We start from the raw sequence: 20,000 nt of genomic DNA, 5'->3' as shown, positions 1-20,000 counted from the left end.
CGGAATTGTGCCACTGGCCTTTTCCGAACGGGTGTTTGCAGAATTTTGCCCAATCCTTTCTCGGCCATGGACGCCTCTTCGCAATTGCGGTAGGACTTTCCCTGTTCCCGGTCCGCGGGAACAGGCAAGACACCCTGCTTAAGGGCGCGCGAGCGGGTAACGTCCCGCCAAGAATATAGGACGGCGTAATCCATGGCCGATAAAGCGAATAATCTTCAGGACATCTTCCTGAACAGCCTGCGCAAGAGCAAGACCCCGGTGACCATGTTCCTGGTCAAGGGCGTGAAGCTTCAGGGCATCATCACCTGGTTCGACAATTTTTCCGTGCTGCTGCGCCGCGATGGCCAGTCGCAGCTCGTCTACAAGCACGCCATTTCCACGGTAATGCCGGCCCAGCCGATGGACCTCACTGACCTGCGCAAGGCCAGCGACGGCAATAGCAAGTCGAAGCTGTTGCAGGAAATCTTCCTGTCGGCCGTCCGCAAATCGGGCAGCCCCGTCACCATGTTTCTGGTCAATGGCGTGATGCTTCAGGGCGAAATCGCCGCCTTCGACCTGTTCTGCATGCTGCTCGAACGCGATGGCATGGTCCAACTCGTCTACAAGCACGCCATTTCCACGGTCCAGCCGCTCCATGCGCTCGACCTGACCGGCGAGAACGAACAGGACGACTGATCGGTTGGAGTAGGCCAATCCCACCTCCGTTCGTGCTGAGCTTGTCGAAGCACGCGCGCGAACGCAGGTGTGGATTATGTGGACCTCTCATCCCTCCAATGCTTTAAGCCGCCATGGCCATATTCAACCGCGACTCCGATGACGAAGTGGCGCGCGGCGCGCGCGCTGTCGTCGTTCATGCCGAAACCCATAATGCAGACCGTCGCGACAGTGATGCCCGGCTGGAGGAAGCGCGCGGCCTGGCCCTCGCCATCGACATAGACGTGCGCGCAGCCCAGGCCTTTCGTGTGCGCGACCGCAAGCCCGCCACCCTGTTCGGCAGCGGGCAGGTGGACCAGATCGCCACGCTGGCCCGGCAGGAAGAGGCCGAACTCATCATCGTCGACAACAGCCTGTCGCCGGTGCAGCAAAGCAATCTGGAAAAATCCTGCGAGGCCAAAGTCATTGATCGGACCGGCCTGATCCTGGAAATCTTCGGCGAACGCGCCGCCACCAATGAAGGTCGGTTGCAGGTCGAACTCGCCCATCTGGATTATCAGGCCGGGCGGCTGGTACGCAGTTGGACCCATCTTGAGCGGCAACGCGGCGGCTTCGGCTTCCTTGGTGGCCCCGGCGAAACCCAGATCGAGGCGGACCGACGCATGATCCGCGATCGCATGGCGAAAATCCGTCGCGAACTGGATCAGGTAACGCGCACCCGTGGGCTGCATCGTGCCCGGCGCCAGCGCGCGCCATGGCCGGTGATCGCACTGGTCGGCTATACCAACGCCGGAAAATCGACGCTTTTCAACCGGATGACCGGCGCTGACGTCATGGCGGAAGATTTGCTGTTCGCCACGCTGGACCCGACCATGCGCCAGATCGCGCTCCCCGGCCTCGACAAGGCAATCCTGTCAGACACGGTGGGCTTCGTATCCGACCTGCCGACCCAGCTTATCGCGGCCTTCCGTGCGACGCTGGAAGAAGTGCTGTCGGCCGACTTGATCGTCCATGTGCGCGACATCGCCCATCCCGATACGGAAGCGCAGCGCGACGATGTGCTCGACGTGCTGGGCGAACTCAATGTCGTCGGCGAAAATGCGGACGAAGACGCGCCGCCGATCATCGAGGCGTGGAACAAGCTCGACCTGCTGGAGGATGAAGACGCAGCGCTCGTCCGTGAACAGGCCGCGCGCCGCGACGATGTCGTCATCCTTTCGGCTTTGACCGGGGAGGGCGTCGATACGCTCCAGCGCACCGTCAGCGACCGCATGACCCGTGGTGCCAAAGTCTATGGCCTGCGCATCCCGGTATCGGACGGTGCGACCCTCGCCTGGCTGCACGAACATGGCGAAGTCCTGTCGACCATCGTCGAGGATGAGGAAACCCGCGTCGAAGCCCGCCTGTCGGACGCCGCCTTCGCCCGCTTTTCCAAGCGCGGCCGCGCTTAGGCTATAAATCGCAGCCGTCAGCGGCTAACATGGCTCCCGGTCCATGGGAGCCATGCCATGAAAGTTGCTGTTTTCAGTACGCATCCGTTCGATCGCCGCTTCTTCGATGCCGCCAATGAAGGGACGGAGCCGAAACAGCAACTGACCTATCTGGAAGCCCGACTGGATAGCGTCTCCGCGCCGCTCGCTGCCGGTCATCAGTCGATTTGCGCCTTCGTCAACGACCGGCTCGATCGGGCGACGCTGGAGATATTGGCGGGGCAGGGTGTCCGCCTGCTGGCGCTGCGCAGTGCGGGCTTCAACCATGTCGATCTGGCCGCCGCGGCGGAACTGGACCTGTCCGTCGCGCGGGTGCCCGCTTATTCGCCGGACGCGATCGCTGAACATACGGTCGCGATGATCCTGACCCTGAACCGCAAGATCCACAAAGCCTATAACCGGGTCCGCGAAGGCAATTTCGCGCTGGACGGTCTGCTGGGTTTCGACCTGCGCGGCCGCACGGTCGGTATCGTCGGCACCGGCAAGATCGGCCTCAACGTCGCGCGCATCATGCGCGGCTTCGACTGTAGCGTCATCGCGCATGATCCCTTTCCCGATCCGGCAGGCCTCACCGCGATCGGCGGCACCTATGTCGACTGGCCCGAATTGCTGGAACGGTCCGACATCATCTCATTGCATTGCCCGCTGACGCCCGCTACGCGCCATCTGATCGATGTCGATGCCATCGCACGGATGAAGTCCGACGTCATGTTGATCAACACCAGTCGCGGCGCCGTGGTCGATACCCGTGCCCTGGTCGAAGGCTTGAAGGCTGGCCGCATCGGCTATGTCGGGCTGGACGTCTATGAGGAAGAAGAGGGACTGTTCTTCAACGACATGTCCGATCAGCCGATCCGCGACGACCTTTTCGCCCGGCTGCTGACCTTCCCCAATGTCCTGATCACCGGGCATCAGGCCTTCTTCACCCGTGAAGCGCTGACCGCGATCGCCGAAACCACCATCGCCAATATCGCCGCCTTTGAAGCGCATGGCGCGCCGCTCTATCCGGTATCCGTGCCAAGGGCAGGAAGCCAAGAGGCAGGGTAGGTCAGCCCTTCTTCTCCAGCCTCTTGGCTTCCTGCCACAACTCTTCCTGGGCATCGAGAGACAAGCCGGCAAAAGCATCTCCAGCCAAGGCTTCCATCGTCCGGAAGCGCCGTTCGAACTTGGCATTTCCCTTGCGCAAAGCCGTTTCCGGATCGATCTTCAGATGGCGTGAGAGGTTAACCACGGCAAAGAGCAAGTCGCCAATCTCTTCCTCGCGATGCTCCTGGCCTTCGGCCTCGCGCACTTCGTCCAGTTCCTCGACGATCTTGTCGATCACGCGGACCGTGTCCGGCCAGTCGAACCCGGTCCGCGCAGCGCGCTTCTGCAACTTCTCCGCGCGCAGCAGCGCGGGCAAAGCTGCCGCGACACCGGCCAGCGCACTCGGGTCGGGTTCCTTCTCAGCCCGCTCGGCCGCCTTGATGTGCTCCCATTCGGCGTGGCCATCCTCGCGCCGTGCGCCTTCGCCAAAGACATGGGGATGACGACGGATCATCTTCTGCGTGATTGCGTCGATTACATCCTGCAAGGCGAAATGGCCTTCCTGTTCAGCAATACGGCTGTGGAAGGCAACCTGAAGCAGCAAATCACCCAGTTCGTCGCGCAGCGCCGCAATATCGTTACGCTCGATCGCGTCGGCAACCTCATAGGCTTCCTCGATCGTATAGGGCGCGATCGATGCGAAATCCTGTTCGATATCCCAGGGGCACCCTGTATCCGAATCGCGCAACCGCGCCATGACATTGGCAAGCGGCATGATATCGGCGGGACTGGCTTTGGACATAGGAAAATCCGAACAGAGGAAAAGCTATGCCAATCCGATAGGGGCTGCGCGAAACGCTGAACAGCCCCTATCGCCAACCATATTAATAAGTTCGATAATAAGGATTATGTTAAATCAATCATCATCGCGCAATCGCAAACATGTGTCTCACTCCCTGTCACAGCAACTGCCTCAATCCTCGCTAATCAGGCTGTTTTTCGCCGTATCGCGCATCTTCACATAGACCGTCAGCGAAATCGCGATCATCACCGTGACATAGATGTAGAAGGCCTGTTCCATCCCGGCCTGCTTGAACCACAACGCGACAAACTCCGCCGTCCCACCGAACAAGGTATTGGCCAGCGCATAAGGTAGCGCAACGCCCAGCGCGCGGATATGCGCGGGAAAGAGTTCGGCCTTCACCACAGCATTGATCGACGTATAGCCGGTCACGATCACCAGCCCGACCATCACCAATATGCCGGCAATCACCGGGTTCTTGGTCGTCGCCAGCGTCGCGAAGATCGGATAGGTGCAAAGCATCCCCAGCACACCGAAGCCGACCATCAACGGCTTGCGCCCGATCCGGTCGGACAGCGCGCCCGCCACCGGCTGCAACAGCATGAACAGGAACAATGTCACCGCATTGATCTGCGACGCCGTCTCCCGGCTAAGGCCGCTCGTATTCACCAGGAATTTCTGCATGTAGATACTGTAGGCATAGAAGGCGATGGTCCCGCCCGCCGTCAGCAGCATCACCGTCAGCGTCTCGCGCGGATGGTTTGTGATCAGTTCGACGAAGCCTGACTTGGGGGCTCCCTGCGCCTTGGCCACCGTAAAGCTCTGCGTCTCCGCCAGCCCGCGCCGCAGCCAGAAGACGATGACGGCCAGCGCTCCGCCGATGAAAAAGGGAATGCGCCATCCCCAGGCGTCCAGTTGCGCCTCGCTCAAAGTCGCCTGCAACAACAGCAGGACACAGATCGCCACCAACTGCCCGGCAATCAGCGTGACATATTGGAAACTGGAGAAGAAACCGCGCCGGCTCTTGCCCGCCATTTCCGACAAATAGGTCGCACTCGCACCATATTCGCCGCCGATCGACAGGCCCTGCATCAGTCGCGCCAGCACCAGCAACAGCGGCGCGCCGACACCGATCGTTTCATAACCCGGCGTCACCGCGATCAGCAGCGACCCGGCACACATCAACGCTACCGACAGCGTCAGGCCGCTCTTGCGCCCATGCCGGTCGGCATAGACGCCCATGAGCCAGGCGCCGATCGGTCGCATCAGGAAACCGACGGCAAAGATACCCGCCGCGCTCAGCAATTGGGCCGTGCGATCCTCACTCGGGAAGAAATGCGGCGCGAAATAGAGGGTGAAGGCGGCATAGGCATACCAGTCATACCATTCGACCAGATTACCAGTGGATCCGCCGATAATCGCCTTCAATCGCTGGGCCTGCGTCGGCGCGCCCGCATCCTTTGATGTCGTCATGGCGTCAGCACCATTTCCCCATTTTGCACGCCCCAGCTTTTCAGGCGCGACAGCGTGTTCATGCCGATCACATTGACCTCGCCAAAGGCCGGCGACACCACGACGGGCAGGTCGCTGGCCCGTATCGGCCCGATTTCCAGCGTGGCGATGCTCGATTGGCGCGCTTCGACCTTGCCATTGGCGGTCGACAGTACGACACCCGGCGCACCGACATCATAGTTGAGCCCGGCGGCACGCGCCGTATTTTCCGACAAAGCCGTGAAAGTCGCCCCGCTATCGATCAGGAAGCGCGCGGGCGACCCGTTGATCCTGCCTTCGACCCAATAATGGCCATCAGGGGCGACGGGTATCCGCAACGTGTCCCCTTCGGCGCGCGCCCTGGGCAGCGAGGCAGGGGCCTCATCCGCCGATACGGCCTCCCCCTCCTCCGCCCAGCGGCCGGTCAGATAGCCTTGAGATTGGGCGAATTTGAAGATGCCGAGCAGCCCGGCAAAGATCGCGACCCACAGCAGCGCCATCTTCAGCACACTGCCCCAGGCCAGTCGACGGCCGATCAGCGAGGATGCGACGAAGACGATCGCCAGCACATACCAGATGGTCGATGCCGTCTGATCGCCGTCCATCAGGCCCCCTGCTCGCTTGCGTCCAATATCACCACCATGCCGTCATAGCCCGGCTCTATCCCCTTGGGGAGCGTATCGCACAATGTCGCATAATCCATGCTCTGGTCCATATGGGTCAGGATGGCACGGCCCGGCCGAGTCGCGGCGATCCCGTCCAGCGTCAGCGCCAGATGCGGATGGGTCGGGTGCGGTTTGTGCCGCAGCGCGTCCACAACCCAGACATCCAGCCCGTCATAAAGCGCCAGCATATCCGGCGTCAGCGCATGGAAATCGGTCGCATAGCCGATCGACCGGCCGCCATGACTGAAGCGAAAACCGGTCGAATAAATCTCGCCATGCGGCTGGTCGACGCAGGCAATGTCGATATCGCCGATCCGCAGGCCATCGGGCAGGACATGCGCCTCGATCGTCGGATGATAGCCGTTCAGCCCCTCAAAGGCATAGGCGAAGCGCTGCTGCATCAGCTTCAGCGTCTGCGCCCGTGCATAGCCGGGAACCGGCGTGCGGCGATGATGATAAAGCTGGCGCACATCGTCCAGCCCATGGGTGTGATCGGCATGGTCATGCGTCCACAGGATCGCATCGATCTGGATGACGTCCGCCGCCAGCAATTGCGCCCGCATATCCGGCGAAGTATCGACCAGGATGCGGGTCGTGGCGCTTTCCACCAATATCGATACGCGGGTCCGCCGGTTCTTCGGCTCGGCGGGATCGCAATCGCCCCAGTCATTGCCGATCCGGGGCACGCCGGACGATGTGCCGCTGCCCAGGATCGTGAGCTTCAGGCTCATGCGACCTTGGCGAAGAGAGTGCGGAAATTGGCGGAGGTCGCGGCCGCCAGCGCCTCAACACTCTCGCCGCGTAGATTGGCCAGGAACTGCGCCGTGTCCGCCACGAAGGCCGGCTCGCAGCTTTTGCCCCGGTGCGGCACCGGCGCCAGAAAGGGCGAGTCCGTCTCCACCAGCAGTCGGTCGATCGGCAGGCGCGCCGCCGTCTCCTGCAAATCCTTCGCGCTCTTGAAGGTCACGATGCCCGAAATGCTGATATAGAAGCCCAGGTCCATCGCCGCATCGGCAAAGGCGCCGCTGGCGGTAAAGCAATGGATGACGCCCGAATAAGGCCCCTTCTCCATCTCGTCCCGCATGATCGCCAGCGTATCCTCTTCCGCCTCGCGCGTGTGGACGATCAGCGGCAGTCCGGTTTCGCGACAGGCGGCGATATGCGATCGGAAGCTCTTCTGCTGCCGCTCGCGATCGCTATGGTCATAATAATAATCGAGGCCGGTTTCGCCGATGCCCACGACACGCGGATGCGCCGCGCGCTCGACCAGCTTGGCGGTATCCACATGGGGATGCTCGTCCGCCTCATGCGGATGGATGCCGACCGTCGCCCACACGTCCGCCTCGCGCACGGCAGTATCCAGCACCGCGTCCCACTCGCTCTCGCGAGTGGCGATGTTGAGCATCAGATCGATGCCCCGCGCCCGCGCCCGGTCCAGCACATTGGCCTGATCTTCGATCAGGCCTTTGTAATTCAGGTGGCAATGGCTGTCGATCAGCATGGGCTCAGGCGTCCGCTTCGATCAGTTCGAGGCGCGGGAACAGCGGCTTGGGCGCGGCCAGCACGAAATCGCTTTCAGCCAGCGGTGAATACCAATGGCCGCCGATCGCATCATAGCTGCGCTTGTCTTCCGGTACGCCCATATGGTCCAGCAGGGCGGTCGCACTCGCGGGAATGACCGGCAATATGGCGACCGCCAGTTGGGCGATGGCGATGTACAGGGTCGCGAGCACCGTTTCCATCCGCTGGGGATCGGTCTTGCGCAGCGCCCAGGGCGCTTGTGCATCGATATACTGGTTGCACGCAAAACAGGCGCGCAGCCACGCCTCGATCGCCACGCTCGGCGCCAGTTCAGCGAAGGCGGCGGGCATGTCGGTACGGATGGTCTTGTCCAGCAGCGCGAACAACTCGTCATCGGCCGCATCATGACCATGGATCGCGGGCAGGCGGCCTTCCAGATTTTTCGCGATGAAGCTCAGGGTCCGTTGCGCCAGATTGCCGAACGCATTGCCCAGATCGCTGTTCGCCCGCTGGACGATCGCCTCCGCGCTATAGCTGCCGTCATTGCCGAAGGTGACTTCAGACAGCAGGAAATAACGCAGCTGATCGACACCAAAACGATCGGCCAGTTCCATCGGATCGGCGACATTGCCGACCGACTTCGACATTTTCTCGCCCCGGTTCAGCAGGAAGCCATGGCCGAACACCTGCTTGGGCAAAGGCAGCTTGGCACTCATCAGGAAGGCCGGCCAGTAGACCGTGTGAAACCGCACGATATCCTTGCCGATGATGTGGGTGATATCGCCGCCTTCGGCCCAATAGCGCGCCATCCGCTCCGCATCGTCGGGATAGCCGCAGCCGGTCAGATAGTTGGTGAGCGCATCGACCCAAACATACATGACATGGCCTTCCGTGCCCGGCACCTTCACACCCCAGTCGAAACTGGTGCGCGATATGCTCAGGTCGCTCAGGCCGCCTTCGACAAAGCGCAGGATTTCATTGCGGCGGCTGTCAGGCTGGATGAAATCGGGCTGGCTTTCATAGAGCGCCAGCAACCGCTCCTGATAGGCCGACAGGCGGAAGAACCAGCTTTCTTCGATCGTCCATTCGACCGGAGTACCCTGGGGTGACAGCTTGACGCCCTCTTCCCCCTCGATGATTTCCTTCTCATCGTAAAAGGCCTCGTCGCGGACCGAATACCAGCCTTCATAACGGCCCAGATACAGGTCGCCATTGGCCTCCATCGCCTTCCAGATCGCCTGACTGGCGGCGTGATGATCCGCTTCGCTGGTGCGGATGAAACGATCATGGCTGATATTCAGCCGCTCATTCATCTGCTTGAAATAGCCGGCCATTTCATCGGCCAGTTCGCGCGGCTCGATACCGCGGCCGCGCGCCGTCTGGGCCATTTTAAGGCCATGTTCGTCGGTGCCGGTCTGAAAGAAGACGTCGCGGCCCATCATCCGCTGGAAACGGGCGACCGCATCGGTGGCGATCACCTCATAGGCATGGCCGATATGCGGACGGCCATTGGGATAGGAAATGGCGGTGGTGATGGTGAAGGGCTTGGACATGGCGCTTCCCTAGCCTCTCCTCGCGCCGCCGCAAAGCCGCTTTTCAGCCAACGCATTTTCGAAGCAGATGCATTTCCCCATAAACGAAGAACGCAGAGAGGATCAGGCGTCCGGCGCCAGCGCCGCGACATGCCCCGCCAGTTCGAACACCACCGCCGCCGGATCGAGCGACAGGATTACCGCGACGCCGGCCAGATGCCGCGCCTTCTCCCAATGCGTCAGCGCCGTGCCCAGCGCAGGGCCGTGCCGGGTCCGCGCCGCCTGCGCGATGAAGGCGGGCGCGCGCTCCAGAAAGGCTTCATAGCGCGGCTTGGCAGATTTCAGCGCCAGCGCCTTGGCCAGTGCCAGTCGCTGGCGGTTGCCGGGATCGCCCTGCGCCGCCAGACTACCCAATATCTGTTCGATCTCCGACAGGTTCAGCCCCGCATAGCGCAGTGCCTGCCCCGGCGATCCATCCCCTGCCCGCACCAGCGCGTCCACCTCTTGCGGTGACAGCGTCTCGTCCGCCGCCTTCAGCGCCATGCGCATGGTCGCTCTATCCAGCGGATCGAAACGCAGCAGACGACAGCGCGACCGGATCGTCGGCAGCAATCGCCCCGGCGCATGGCTGACCAGCAGGAAGATCATGTCGGCCGGCGGCTCCTCCAGCGTCTTGAGCAGCGCATTGGCCGCCCCGCGCTCCAGATCGTCGGCACTGTCGATCACGACCACCCGCCGTGACGACAGCGAAGGCGCCGACTGGATCAGCCGTCCAAGCCCGCGCACCTGATCCACGCTGATATTGCGCGCGGTGCCGGTTTCCTTCTCCAGCGGCGCCAGTTCGGCATAGTCGGGATGGGCCGCCGCCTCGATCAGGCGACGGACGGGATGGCTTTCTGGCACGGAAAGCCCCTCCCCCTCCACCGGCGGACCTGCCGCATCGGCCAGCAACCGCAGCGCCAGCGCCCGCGCAAAGCTGCCTTTGCCGATGCCCTTCGGCCCGGACAATATCCAGCCATGATGCATCCGCCCGCTCCGCGCGGCGTCGATCAGGGTTCGGGCCTGCGCATCATGGCCCAGCAGCAGCGTCATGGCAGCAGGTCTTCGATCGCTTCGATCAGGCGCGCCGTCACCATATCAGCCGTACCGGATGCATCCACGGCACGGACCCGATCCGGCTCCTCAATGGCAAAACGGGCAAAGGCATTTGCCACAGCGCGATGGAAATCGCTGGCCCGTCCGCCGATCCGGTCCTCCGCATCGCCATCGCGCGCCTTGGCCCGCCCCGTCGCTTCCGCTTCGGGCAGGGTCAGCAACAAGGTGCGATCAGGCAGAAAGTCCGCGCTGCCGATCCGGTGCAGCGCCAATATATCCGCATCGCTGAGCGTGCCCTGCCCCTGATAGGCCCGGCTCGAATCGAGGAACCGATCCGACAACACCCAAGCGCCGCGCTCTAGCGCTGGCCGGATCGTCTTTTCGATATGATCCGCCCGCGCCGCCGCGAACAGCAGCGCTTCGGCACGCGGGCTCCAGCGATCGGCGCCACCGGTCAGCAGCAGGGCGCGGATTGCCTCCGCACCCTCGCTCCCACCCGGTTCGCGCGTCTCGACTACATCCAGCCCGCGCGCGCGCAGCGCAGCCGCCAGCGCGCGAAGTTGCGTCGATTTACCCGCCCCTTCGCCGCCTTCCAGCGTGATGAACCGTCCGCTATCTGGTGATTTGGGCGTCAAGCGAACAACGACTTCAGGCCATTCCACAGCCGGCCGAAAATGCCCGCTTCGGCGACATCTTCACCCGCGACCAGCGGCATGATCTGCGGCGGGGTGCCTGGGGTCTGGACGATCAACTGGGCGATCTGCTGCCCCTTGGCGATCGGCGCCTTGATCGGGCCGGTATAGACCACCTTCACCTGCACATTGGCAGACGCCGTGCGTGGCAGGGTGACCGCCAGATTCTGCGGCGCGACCAGCGGCACGCTCGTCGCGCTGCCCAACTGCACTTCGGCCGTCTCGACCGTCTGCCCCTTCTTGAACAGCGGCTGGGCCTTCCACGCCTTGAAGCCCCAATCCATGAAACGCACGGATTCGGTGATGCGGCCGTTGAAGGTCGGCAGGCCGGCAACCACCATCACCAGACGGCGGCCATCCTGTTCGGCCGAACCGGTAAAGCCGAAACCGGCTTCCTCGGTATGGCCGGTCTTCAGGCCGTCCGCGCCGGGGATCTTGCCCAGGATCGGATTGCGGTTCGCCTGATTGATCGCGGACCCACCCATGGTCTTGCCCCAGGTGAAATCGCGCGTAGCATAGAAGCGCTTGTAGAGATCGGGCGTCTCAACAATCGTCGCTTCGGCGAGCTTGGCCAGATCTTCGGCCGTGACATAGGTAACGCCTTCATCCGGCCAGCCGTTGCTGGTGCCGAAATGGCTATTCTTCAGGCCCAGCCGCTTGGCTTCCTCATTCATCGCCGCGACGAAAGCCTGCTCGGTCCCGGCAATACCTTCGGCCAGCACGACACAAGCGTCATTGCCGGACAGGGTGACAATGCCATGCAGCAGATTTTCGACCGACACCTGCTCACCCACGGACAGGAACATGGTCGATCCCGCCTGCGGACCGTGCCACTGCTTCCACGTCTCCGGGCGCACGGTGAATTTGGTGTCGAGCTTCAGTTCGCCCTTCTGGATCAGACGGAAGGCGACATGCACGGTCATCATCTTGGCCAGCGATGCCGGCGGCATCCGGGTTTCACCGCCCTTGTCATAGAGCACTGCGCCCGACGACAGATCCTTCATATAGGCGATCGGCGCTTCGCTGGTGTAGGGCGGCGCGGCCGCGATCAGCGGCTGGGCCAGCAGCCCGGCGGCGAGGAGGACTGCAACGCTTTTCTTCATCGGAACACTGCCTTCGAATGGAATGGAATCGCTCGTAGTCCGCGATCTCTATCGCGCGTCATTAGCCATGATGGTGGCATTCTCAAAGCCCTTGCCCGCTGCCGTGCGCACGCTGGCCTGGGCCGCCTGCTTCGTGGTATAGGGGCCAAGCCTTACACGCCATACCCCGCCCGCTGCCTCGACCCGCCCGCCAAGGCTCTTCGCCAGCGCATCAGCCCGCGATTGGGAGGAATAGGCGCCAACCTGTACGACATAGCCGCCCGCCTTTACAGGCGCGGTTGCCGGTGCAGGCGCTGGCTTGGGTGCGGGAACCGCCTTGGCCGGTGTGGCCACGGCTTTGGGCGGAGCCTTGGCAGGTGGTGTTACGGGCTTTGGCGCGGCGGCAGGCCTGTCGAAATCCGCCCCCAGTCGGCCTGCGATTGCCGGTTTCGCCTGAGCTATCGCGGGCTTGGGCTTTGTCGGCTGCGCCAAGGGCGAAGACGCAGCAGCACGAACCGGCACCAGCTTACCCCGCAATACCTTGAGCAACGCCGCTGGCGTTTCCAGCCGCTCTGCCGCCTGACCATGGCTGCGCAGGGCTGCGCGTTCCTGTTCGGGCGGATTGACCCGCCGCACGCGCACCGCCGCAGCGCCCTGCCCGGCGATGCCCAGTTGCGCCGCAGCGCCCGGCGACAGGGCGATCAACTGGTCATTACGCATCGGCCCGCGATCATTCACCCGCACCAATATCGTCCGCCCGCTATCCAGCGCCGTCACTTCGACATAGCTTGGCAAGGGCAAGGTCTTGCTCGCGGCGGTGATGGCGGACGGAATGAAAGCCTCGCCCGTTGCGGTCGTGCCGCCCTGACTGCCACCCTCGACCGTCCCGGCATAGCCGACCTCGTCATAATAGACCGGATCTACAGGCGTATAGCGCGTGCCTGCAATGGCATAGGGCGCACCCAATATCGGCGTGCCATCCTCGACCATCGCCCGCCCTTGAGGCTGCGCCGCCAATCGTCCGCCAGTCGCGATCGCCATCAGCATGGCGATCACCGCCATCCCCTTATTGTTTGACAGCATCCGCCAGCAATCCCACCGACAAGGCATAGAAGTTGGAACAATTATAATCCAGGATCGCCCGATAGTTGCTGGTCAGCAGATAGGCGGTCTTGCCCGGTCCGTCCGGCTCCAGCAGCGTCGCCATCACCCCGTCCGCCGGCCACACGCCGCTATTGGGGAACAGGCCCAGCTTGCGCCACTCCGCCATGGACAGCCAACGGCTATGCCGGTTGAACACGCGCGGACAGCGGGCCGGCTCGGTCTTGGCCAGAACGGATGCCCGGTTGAAACTCGCCGGCACGCTCACCGCCACACCCCAGGGCTGGCCCTTGCGCCATCCCGACTGCACGAAATAATTGGCGATGGATGCCAGTGCATCCGCCTCGCTGGTCCAGATATCGGCCTTGCCATCTCCATCGCCATCCTTGGCGATGCGCAGATAGACGCTGGGCAGAAATTGCGGATAGCCGGTCGCCCCCGCCCAGCTGCCGACCAGCCGACTGCGCGGCACGCCATTGTCCAGCATCTTGAGCGTCGCCAGCAATTCCGGCTCGAACAGGCTGCGCCGTCGCCCTTCCCAGGACAGGGTCGCCAGCGACCGGATCAGATCGAAGTCGCCGGTATAGCTGCCATAATTGGTTTCATGGCCATAGATGGCGACCATGATCTCTTCGGGCACGCCCGTTTCCGCCTCGATCCGGGCGAGCCGCGCCCGGTTCGCCTGATAGGCGACACGTCCGCGACTGATCCGCGCCGCATCGACATGCTGGCGGCGATAGGGCTCGAAATTGGGGATCGGCGAATAGGCGCCGCCGCCCGGCTGGCTCTGATCAAGCTGGATCACGCGCGGATTGGCGGTCAGCGTCGGGAACACGCCGTCCAGCGTCGCGTCCCTGATCCCCATCGCCCGCGCCTTGGGCCGCAGACTTTCCAGATAGGACCGGAAATCACCACTATCCTGCGCCTGAGCAGGCCCCACTAACAGGCTGCCACCCGTGACTGCGGCCATGCCGAGCAACAAGGACAGAAAAGACGAACGCAAAGAATCTCCCATAGGCCCGTTGTGGCACAGGGTGCGTGACAGATGAAACCCCTTCTTGCCGTCGGGTCATGGAAGACGATGAACCGAGCGGACGTGAATTAACACTTGGCAAGCCAGCGCGGCACGCTAGGAAGCGGGCAACGGAAGTGTGGCCGAGTGGTTTAAGGCAGCGGTCTTGAAAGCTACCGGAGCTTCCGACCTGAGTGCGGAATTAGGAGTGTGGTTACAAGGGGTTGGTATAGTTCAGTTTGCCGGGCGGTTTCACCCATAAGCCTGTCGTAAGCTGCCAGCCCCGAAACGGCGTGGAAGAGTGTCCGAGTGGTTTAAGGAACCGGTCTTGAAAACCGGCGACGGGGCAACCCGTCCGTGGGTTCGAATCCCACCTCTTCCGCCAGCCTTTAATATCCGATCTATCCCGCGTAGGCGAAATATACCTTCCCTCGCGCGGGATCGACGATCGTTACGCTGCCCCCGCGTCCATATGAATAGAACGATCCCGGCGCTCGAATCGCGCGATTGGCTTCATCATCACGACCTTTTTCAATCGGGATCGAGAATCCATATTTATCGAGATATTCCGAGATGGTGGCCGGATGGCCATGCTTGTCCGCCTCGCTATCGTAGTGATGCCAAGTGTTGTGCTCCCCACTCTCATCAACGGGCGTTGCGTGCCAACGGCTTGCTCCGCCAGGCAACGCTTCACCTAGTCGCGGCCCCATACTGCGCGCCCATCGGGCACTTGCCTCTGTAAGTCGATAAACGACAAGGCCGGTTTCATTGTCACCCGGCAGACCGATGCCGCCAAAGGAATCTTCGAGGCGATATTCAATCCACGCAACATGCAGCGGGCTTGGAACTCTCGCTAGCACAAAGCGAAGCTCGTAGGCCTTAAATAGAAGATAGGGCGATGCGACGACCAGTAGGCCAGCCAGAACAATGGCGACGCGCCTAATCCGCTGCTCGGGATTTGTGCGCCGCCACCTCTTGCGAAGCAGAAAGAGAGCGCCTCCGATGAGCGCGATTGGCGTCAATAGGATCAAGATGATCCTAACAAATATAACAAAACCGAACATGCGCTGTTTGTAAGCTCATAACTTTACCAAATCATGGATCGGAAAATATCTGGGCTGATTCAGTGAGCATGTGCCTGCTCCCATGTCCCGTCCGCTTCCCAGCTACGGAGCGCAGCGACGACCGCCACCATATCCCGCCGGTCCAGCGCCCCGCTCTTAATGCCGGGAAGCACATCGCGCTCGACCCATGCGTCAAAGGAACTGAACAGGGTCTTGAACGGGGATGACTTCGGCTTCTCCGCTTCCTCTATCCGTTTTATGCGGCGTTGAAGGGCGCGGATATCCGCACCACTCAGCCAACACCCAAAACGCAAAAGAGCGCCCTCCCATGAGGAGGGCGCTCTTCAACGTCGGATCAACCGCGCAGCGATCAGAACTTATAATTCGCGCTGATCGTGAAGTTGCGCGGCGCGCCATAGCGATACTGGCTGAACGAGCCCACATTGCTATAATATGTCTTGTCGAACAGATTATCGATATTGCCCTGCAACTGAAGCTGCTCGGTCACGGCATAGCGCGCCATCAGGCTGATGAGAGCAAAGCCATTCTGCTGGAAACGCTCGGCCAGACCCGTGCCCGGATTGGTGCCATCCTTATAGGTCTTGCCGCGATAATTGATGCCACCGCCAAAGGTGAAGTCCTGCCCCATCACCGGCAAGGTGTAGGTCGTGAAGATCTTCAGCAGCTTGCGGGCCTGTTCCGGGTTCGCGATCACATTATCCGAATCCTCGGCCTTGAACTGGCTGTAGCTGGCATTGAGGTTCCAGCCCGGCAGCGGCTGGCCGGTGGCTTCCACTTCGAAGCCCTTGCTGACCACACCCTGGGCCGCACGATAGGGCTGGAAGATCACGCCATTCACCTCGATCTGCTCGCCATCGGTCTGACCGACATTGTCCTGCTCGATCCGGAACAACGCGACCGACGTCTGCAAGGCATCGCCGAAGAAGCTGCTCTTCAGACCGATTTCATAGGCATTGCCCTTGAGCGGGTCGATCAGTTCGCGGGTCTTGGTGTACAGGTTCTGCGGCTGGAAGATCTTGGTGAAGCTCGCATAGACGCGATGGTGCGGCGTGACGTCATAAAGCGCGCCGACATAGGGGATGAACACATTGTCATCGCCATAGTCGCTGGTCGTGCCCCAGGCGAAACCCTTCTGCTTCCAGCTTGCGATACGGCCGCCCATGATGACCTTGAACGGGTCGGCGACGTTCAGGCGGAAGGCGCCATAATAGCCGGTCTGCTTGATGCGTTCCTGCTCGTTGCGAACCGGCGTGGTGCCCCATTCCGGCTCAGGATAGGGCACGCCTTCCTGACCGATCACCGGCAGGTCGGTCAGCCAGGGCAGCGGCGCGACATAATTGTCGGTATGACGCTTCAGGACGCTGTGCAGCGCACCCAGCACAACCTCATGATCGCGACCGAACAGCGACACGTCACCCTTCAACTGCGCGTCGAAGCTGTTCTGGATGCTCATCCCCTCCGACTTATAGGGGTTGGTGCCGTCCATGGTCCCGGTCGCCTTGTCGACGGTGCCATAGAGGTAGAGCAACTGCGTGCTGCTGGTGTTCTTCAGACGGTTATAATTGACGGTCAGGTTCCAGCGATCGCCAAATTCCTGACGGACCGACGCAAAGATATTCTGGTTGGTGGAGTTCCAATAGGTCCAGTCCGCCGCCGTCGCCTGCGACCGGGGCAGGTTGGTGCGCGTGCCGTCGCTGAAGAAGGTCGGCAACGCGCCCCAGCTAGCGCCCTTGGGCTTGGTGTCCTGATGGCTGATGCCCGCACGCACCAGCGTCGTGTCGGTCAGGTCGGCGTCGACCACGCCATACAGAACCCACTTCTTCTTGTGCTGGACGTCCATGAAGCTGTCGCCTTCCTCATAGCGGCCCACCAGCCGCGCGCGGATACGGCCGTCCGACGTCAGCGCACCGCCGACATCGGCCGACAGGCGCCAGGTATCCCAGCTACCGATGCTGGCATTCACATAGCCGGTCAGGTCCGTGGCGTCGGCATGCTTGCGCACCAGATTGACCGAAGCCGACGGATCGCCCACGCCCGACAGCAGGCCGGTCGCGCCGCGCACGATCTCGACACGTTCATAGATGGACACGTCGATGCTGGTTTCGCCATTGCCGCCCGCCAGCGTCCAGGCCGCCGGAACGCCATCGACCTGCGTGTTGCGGATTTCGAAACCGCGCGCATAAAAACCGTTGCGGACATCGTCATATTCGTTGGCGGACACGCCCACGCTGTTGACGATCACGTCCTTCACGCTGATCAGATTCTGGTCGAGGATGCGCTGCGCGGTCATGATGCTGACCGACTGCGGCGTTTCCTGCACGGTCAGGCCCAGGCCCGTCGCCGTGTCGATCTTGTTGGGCAGCGTATAGGTGCCGGTGACGACGATCTCATCTTCCGTCGGCGCGGCGTCAGCCGGCGTCTGCGCCGCTGCCGGCATGGCCGTGATCGCGCCCAGCGACGCACCGAAGAGAAGGAAATATTTCCGTACCATTGCAACCCCCGTTCTAAGATGGCGAACGGGCTGCCCTCATCCCCTGCCGGTCAGATACCGTGGCAAGGGGCCAGCCCGCTTTCGGGCGCGGCATTAGTGCTAATAATAATGTTTCGCAATATTAGGTTTAGAATTTCAAGCGTCGCAATATCAAAAGCTACGCAGAGTCACCTTATTGCCACAGCTCATCCCGCCGCCCGTTTCCGCCGGGTTTCCCATCCCTTGCGTGCCGCAGCCGACCGATCCGCCGCGCTCCTGCGGGCCGAAGCCGCACCACCCTTGCGCCCACCTTTCCGGGCAGACGCATGGCTATCCGGCTTGCCACGACCGGAACCGGACTTGTTGCCGCCGCCCGAATCCTTGTTCACCGTGGCCCAGGCCCGCGCCACCGCCTCTTCATGGTCGACGCCACGCTCTTCATAACTCTGCTCGATATGCGCAGCCTTGCGCTTCTGCTTGTCGGTATAGCGGCTCTTGTCACCCTGCGGCATCCCATGCCTCCTTTGATCATGCCCCTATAAAACCCCTCGCCCTCACCTATGTTCATATCGATGCGCCATCGTCACGATGCCTGGGAACGGCCGCCCCCGGCATGCGTTTCACCCGCATGGAAGACCGTTCCCTGATCGAGCGACTGGCCCGCCACCTCGCGGCGTCGCAACCGGACAACTGGCCCGCCCGTGTCGAGGATGCCGGCAGCATCCTTGCGCTCATGAAAGAACCCGATAGCGCGATGCGCATGGCAGGCGATCCGGCCATCTGGGCGACGATGATCGACGCGGCGCTGCGCGAGCGCTGGTCGCTTCCCCAGCCGTCCGGAACGGAAGCGGCGGCGGACGGCGCCGACGAGGAAGGCGAAATCAGCCTTTCCCCCGAAGCGGTCGGCCATGATCGCGCCGACTGGGTCCACCTCCATCACGGGCAGGAGAGAAAGTCATGAAAGGGCTGGTAAAGCTGGCCATCGTCACCGGCCTTGGCGCATTGGCGTTCAAGGGCTGGCGGGAATGGATGGGCGAAGGCGAAACGAAGGATATGGATGAGATGGAGGCCGCAGGCTTCAGCGGCTATATCCGCGACGCCGGTCCGCAGCAGGGTATCAGGCCGGGCCAGTGGGACAAGGTCGACGAACAGTCTGACGAGAGCTTCCCCGCCAGCGATCCACCCGGCAACTACTGACATTTGTCCAATCGTCGCAATCCATTGCTCCCCCGATGCACGCCATCTATGAGGCAGGGCCAGGGGCCTCATCACCTGCAACAGGGGCCGCAACAGGGGATTGAAATTTATGCCTTCGGGTCTGATCGCGCTGCTCGATGATGTGGCGGGCATTGCCAAGCTGACGGCAACTTCGCTGGACGATGTCGCCGCCGCCGCTGGCCGCGCCGGGTCGAAGGCCGCCGGCGTGGTGATCGATGACGCCGCCGTGACGCCCAAATATGTGATGGGCCTCACCCCCGATCGCGAACTGCCGATCATCTGGAAGATCGCGAAGGGATCGATCCGCAACAAGCTGGTCTTCCTGCTGCCCGCCGCCCTGCTGCTCAGCGCCTTCGCGCCATGGCTGCTGCCGCCGCTCCTCATGATGGGCGGCGCCTTCCTCTGTTTCGAGGCGGCGGAAAAGCTGCTCGAAGCCTTTCAGGGCGGCCATGACGTCGCGGAGGAAGCGACCCAGACGCATAGTTCGGTCGAACTGGAAAATCAGAAAGTATCCAGCGCCATCCGCACCGACTTCATCCTGTCGGGCGAGATCATGGCCATTTCGCTCGGCACCGTAGCCAGCGAGCCAGTGTGGGAACAGGCGCTGATCCTCGTCGTCGTCGCTATCCTGATCACCGCGGGCGTCTATGGCGTCGTCGGCCTGATCGTGAAGATGGACGATATCGGCCTGCATCTGGCCAAGAAGGATGGGGCAGGCACACAGGCGATCGGCCGCAGCCTGGTTAAGGCGATGCCGGTCCTCATGTCGATACTGGCCGTGGTCGGCACCGCCGCCATGCTCTGGGTCGGCGGCGGCCTCATCGTCCACGGCCTGCATGAATTCCATATCGACCTGATCCCCGGCACGATCGAGCATGTCGCGCAGGGCGCGGCCCATGCCGTGCCCGCAATCGGCAGCATCCTGCACTGGCTGGTGACAGCCATCGGCGGCGCGATCGTGGGACTGGTGGTCGGCGGCATCATCGTCGCCGCGCTGCATCTGTTCAAGAAGCACTGACGCCTTTACTAGGGCGCGCCAATATTCGTCATTGCGAGCGAAGCGA

Annotated in this window: 21 protein-coding genes and 1 tRNA gene; 7 read left to right on the top strand and 15 right to left on the bottom strand. The window is 62.3% G+C overall.

Annotated features, from left to right (window positions below):
- Positions 1-192 precede the first annotated feature (192 nt).
- The 3 genes from hfq (at position 193) to BMY84_RS12215 (ending at position 3,191) form a co-directional block, all read left to right on the top strand.
- Positions 193-675 carry an RNA chaperone Hfq gene (hfq, locus tag BMY84_RS12225; RefSeq protein ID WP_093084187.1) on the top strand — a complete coding sequence of 161 codons (483 nt, stop codon included), beginning with the start codon at positions 193-195 and terminating at the stop codon, positions 673-675.
- 113 nt (positions 676-788) lie between these two features.
- A complete protein-coding gene (gene hflX, locus BMY84_RS12220) occupies positions 789-2,105 on the top strand; it encodes a GTPase HflX (protein WP_093084185.1) in 1,317 nt (438 codons plus the stop codon).
- Positions 2,106-2,162: 57 nt separating this feature from the next.
- Positions 2,163-3,191, top strand: a complete 1,029-nt coding sequence (locus BMY84_RS12215) for a 2-hydroxyacid dehydrogenase (RefSeq protein ID WP_093084184.1) — start codon at positions 2,163-2,165, stop codon at positions 3,189-3,191.
- Position 3,192: 1 nt separating this feature from the next.
- Here the strand turns inward: BMY84_RS12215 and mazG are convergent, their stop codons facing one another.
- The 11 genes from mazG to BMY84_RS12160 form a co-directional block, all read right to left on the bottom strand.
- On the bottom strand, positions 3,193-3,972 hold the full coding sequence (gene mazG, locus BMY84_RS12210; RefSeq protein WP_093084182.1) for a nucleoside triphosphate pyrophosphohydrolase: 780 nt from the start codon (positions 3,970-3,972) through the stop codon (positions 3,193-3,195).
- Between the two features lie 171 nt (positions 3,973-4,143).
- Entirely contained in the window at positions 4,144-5,445 is a 1,302-nt protein-coding gene (locus tag BMY84_RS12205) for an MFS transporter (protein ID WP_093084181.1), read from the bottom strand.
- A complete protein-coding gene (locus tag BMY84_RS12200) occupies positions 5,442-6,068 on the bottom strand; it encodes a retropepsin-like aspartic protease family protein (protein WP_093084179.1) in 627 nt (208 codons plus the stop codon). The genes BMY84_RS12205 and BMY84_RS12200 overlap by 4 nt, the downstream gene beginning before the upstream one ends.
- A complete protein-coding gene (locus tag BMY84_RS12195) occupies positions 6,068-6,859 on the bottom strand; it encodes an MBL fold metallo-hydrolase (protein WP_093084178.1) in 792 nt (263 codons plus the stop codon). The genes BMY84_RS12200 and BMY84_RS12195 overlap by 1 nt, the downstream gene beginning before the upstream one ends.
- Complete coding sequence (locus BMY84_RS12190) at positions 6,856-7,629, bottom strand: TatD family hydrolase (protein WP_093084176.1); 774 nt, start codon at positions 7,627-7,629, stop codon at positions 6,856-6,858. Before BMY84_RS12190 ends, BMY84_RS12195 begins: the two co-directional genes overlap by 4 nt.
- Positions 7,630-7,633: 4 nt before the next feature.
- Entirely contained in the window at positions 7,634-9,202 is a 1,569-nt protein-coding gene (metG, locus tag BMY84_RS12185) for a methionine--tRNA ligase (protein ID WP_093084175.1), read from the bottom strand.
- Between the two features lie 102 nt (positions 9,203-9,304).
- Positions 9,305-10,273, bottom strand: coding sequence for an AAA family ATPase (locus BMY84_RS12180; protein ID WP_093084173.1), 969 nt, complete (start codon positions 10,271-10,273; stop codon positions 9,305-9,307).
- On the bottom strand, positions 10,270-10,911 hold the full coding sequence (gene tmk, locus BMY84_RS12175; protein ID WP_093084171.1) for a dTMP kinase: 642 nt from the start codon (positions 10,909-10,911) through the stop codon (positions 10,270-10,272). The genes BMY84_RS12180 and tmk overlap by 4 nt, the downstream gene beginning before the upstream one ends.
- On the bottom strand, positions 10,908-12,071 hold the full coding sequence (locus tag BMY84_RS12170) for a D-alanyl-D-alanine carboxypeptidase family protein (RefSeq protein ID WP_093084170.1): 1,164 nt from the start codon (positions 12,069-12,071) through the stop codon (positions 10,908-10,910). Before BMY84_RS12170 ends, tmk begins: the two co-directional genes overlap by 4 nt.
- A 48-nt stretch (positions 12,072-12,119) precedes the next feature.
- A complete protein-coding gene (locus BMY84_RS12165) occupies positions 12,120-13,133 on the bottom strand; it encodes an RlpA-like double-psi beta-barrel domain-containing protein (protein ID WP_093084168.1) in 1,014 nt (337 codons plus the stop codon).
- Entirely contained in the window at positions 13,117-14,121 is a 1,005-nt protein-coding gene (locus tag BMY84_RS12160) for a lytic murein transglycosylase (RefSeq protein ID WP_371262415.1), read from the bottom strand. Before BMY84_RS12160 ends, BMY84_RS12165 begins: the two co-directional genes overlap by 17 nt.
- 337 nt (positions 14,122-14,458) lie before the next feature.
- Between BMY84_RS12160 and BMY84_RS12155 the strand changes: the two genes are divergently transcribed.
- Positions 14,459-14,548: transfer RNA gene (locus BMY84_RS12155), tRNA-Ser, on the top strand.
- A gap of 16 nt (positions 14,549-14,564) precedes the next feature.
- On the opposite strand, the gene BMY84_RS12150 is transcribed toward BMY84_RS12155, so the two are convergent.
- The 4 genes from BMY84_RS12150 to BMY84_RS12135 all read right to left on the bottom strand — a co-directional run bounded on the left by BMY84_RS12150 (position 14,565) and on the right by BMY84_RS12135 (position 18,230).
- Positions 14,565-15,227 carry a hypothetical protein gene (locus BMY84_RS12150; RefSeq protein ID WP_093084165.1) on the bottom strand — a complete coding sequence of 221 codons (663 nt, stop codon included), beginning with the start codon at positions 15,225-15,227 and terminating at the stop codon, positions 14,565-14,567.
- Positions 15,228-15,286: 59 nt separating this feature from the next.
- Entirely contained in the window at positions 15,287-15,541 is a 255-nt protein-coding gene (locus tag BMY84_RS12145) for a hypothetical protein (protein WP_093084164.1), read from the bottom strand.
- A gap of 56 nt (positions 15,542-15,597) precedes the next feature.
- The gene (locus BMY84_RS12140; RefSeq protein ID WP_093084162.1) at positions 15,598-17,739 is read right to left on the bottom strand and encodes a TonB-dependent siderophore receptor; all 2,142 of its coding nucleotides are present in this window, start codon (positions 17,737-17,739) and stop codon (positions 15,598-15,600) included.
- Positions 17,740-17,924: 185 nt separating this feature from the next.
- Positions 17,925-18,230: a plasmid stabilization protein gene (locus BMY84_RS12135; RefSeq protein ID WP_093084160.1), complete on the bottom strand. Its 306-nt coding sequence runs from the start codon at positions 18,228-18,230 to the stop codon at positions 17,925-17,927.
- A 116-nt stretch (positions 18,231-18,346) separates the two neighbouring features.
- On the opposite strand from BMY84_RS12135, the gene BMY84_RS12130 reads away from it, so the two are divergent.
- From BMY84_RS12130 to BMY84_RS12120, 3 genes are all read left to right on the top strand, one after another.
- Positions 18,347-18,679 carry a hypothetical protein gene (locus BMY84_RS12130; protein ID WP_093084159.1) on the top strand — a complete coding sequence of 111 codons (333 nt, stop codon included), beginning with the start codon at positions 18,347-18,349 and terminating at the stop codon, positions 18,677-18,679.
- Positions 18,676-18,915, top strand: coding sequence for a hypothetical protein (locus BMY84_RS12125; RefSeq protein ID WP_093084157.1), 240 nt, complete (start codon positions 18,676-18,678; stop codon positions 18,913-18,915). Before BMY84_RS12130 ends, BMY84_RS12125 begins: the two co-directional genes overlap by 4 nt.
- A gap of 109 nt (positions 18,916-19,024) precedes the next feature.
- Positions 19,025-19,954 carry a DUF808 domain-containing protein gene (locus tag BMY84_RS12120; RefSeq protein ID WP_093084155.1) on the top strand — a complete coding sequence of 310 codons (930 nt, stop codon included), beginning with the start codon at positions 19,025-19,027 and terminating at the stop codon, positions 19,952-19,954.
- Positions 19,955-20,000: the final 46 nt, after the last annotated feature.

This window comes from Sphingobium sp. AP50 (genome assembly GCF_900109095.1).
Classification (GTDB): Bacteria; Pseudomonadota; Alphaproteobacteria; order Sphingomonadales; family Sphingomonadaceae; genus Sphingobium.
The sequence above is the reverse complement of the archived record's forward strand: the minus strand, read 5'-3'. Positions and strand labels throughout refer to the sequence as shown.

Bases quoted from the DNA above. Each gene is read 5' to 3' on its own strand.
- hfq (WP_093084187.1), top strand. From the start codon at position 193: ATGGCCGATAAAGCGAATAATCTTCAGGACATCTTCCTGAACAGCCTG.
- hflX (WP_093084185.1), top strand. From the start codon at position 789: ATGGCCATATTCAACCGCGACTCCGATGACGAAGTGGCGCGCGGCGCG.
- BMY84_RS12215 (WP_093084184.1), top strand. From the start codon at position 2,163: ATGAAAGTTGCTGTTTTCAGTACGCATCCGTTCGATCGCCGCTTCTTC.
- mazG (WP_093084182.1), bottom strand. From the start codon at position 3,972: ATGTCCAAAGCCAGTCCCGCCGATATCATGCCGCTTGCCAATGTCATG.
- BMY84_RS12205 (WP_093084181.1), bottom strand. From the start codon at position 5,445: ATGACGACATCAAAGGATGCGGGCGCGCCGACGCAGGCCCAGCGATTG.
- BMY84_RS12200 (WP_093084179.1), bottom strand. From the start codon at position 6,068: ATGGACGGCGATCAGACGGCATCGACCATCTGGTATGTGCTGGCGATC.
- BMY84_RS12195 (WP_093084178.1), bottom strand. From the start codon at position 6,859: ATGAGCCTGAAGCTCACGATCCTGGGCAGCGGCACATCGTCCGGCGTG.
- BMY84_RS12190 (WP_093084176.1), bottom strand. From the start codon at position 7,629: ATGCTGATCGACAGCCATTGCCACCTGAATTACAAAGGCCTGATCGAA.
- metG (WP_093084175.1), bottom strand. From the start codon at position 9,202: ATGTCCAAGCCCTTCACCATCACCACCGCCATTTCCTATCCCAATGGC.
- BMY84_RS12180 (WP_093084173.1), bottom strand. From the start codon at position 10,273: ATGACGCTGCTGCTGGGCCATGATGCGCAGGCCCGAACCCTGATCGAC.
- BMY84_RS12170 (WP_093084170.1), bottom strand. From the start codon at position 12,071: ATGAAGAAAAGCGTTGCAGTCCTCCTCGCCGCCGGGCTGCTGGCCCAG.
- BMY84_RS12165 (WP_093084168.1), bottom strand. From the start codon at position 13,133: ATGCTGTCAAACAATAAGGGGATGGCGGTGATCGCCATGCTGATGGCG.
- BMY84_RS12160 (WP_371262415.1), bottom strand. From the start codon at position 14,121: ATGGCCGCAGTCACGGGTGGCAGCCTGTTAGTGGGGCCTGCTCAGGCG.
- BMY84_RS12150 (WP_093084165.1), bottom strand. From the start codon at position 15,227: ATGTTCGGTTTTGTTATATTTGTTAGGATCATCTTGATCCTATTGACG.
- BMY84_RS12140 (WP_093084162.1), bottom strand. From the start codon at position 17,739: ATGGTACGGAAATATTTCCTTCTCTTCGGTGCGTCGCTGGGCGCGATC.
- BMY84_RS12135 (WP_093084160.1), bottom strand. From the start codon at position 18,230: ATGCCGCAGGGTGACAAGAGCCGCTATACCGACAAGCAGAAGCGCAAG.
- BMY84_RS12130 (WP_093084159.1), top strand. From the start codon at position 18,347: ATGGAAGACCGTTCCCTGATCGAGCGACTGGCCCGCCACCTCGCGGCG.
- BMY84_RS12125 (WP_093084157.1), top strand. From the start codon at position 18,676: ATGAAAGGGCTGGTAAAGCTGGCCATCGTCACCGGCCTTGGCGCATTG.
- BMY84_RS12120 (WP_093084155.1), top strand. From the start codon at position 19,025: ATGCCTTCGGGTCTGATCGCGCTGCTCGATGATGTGGCGGGCATTGCC.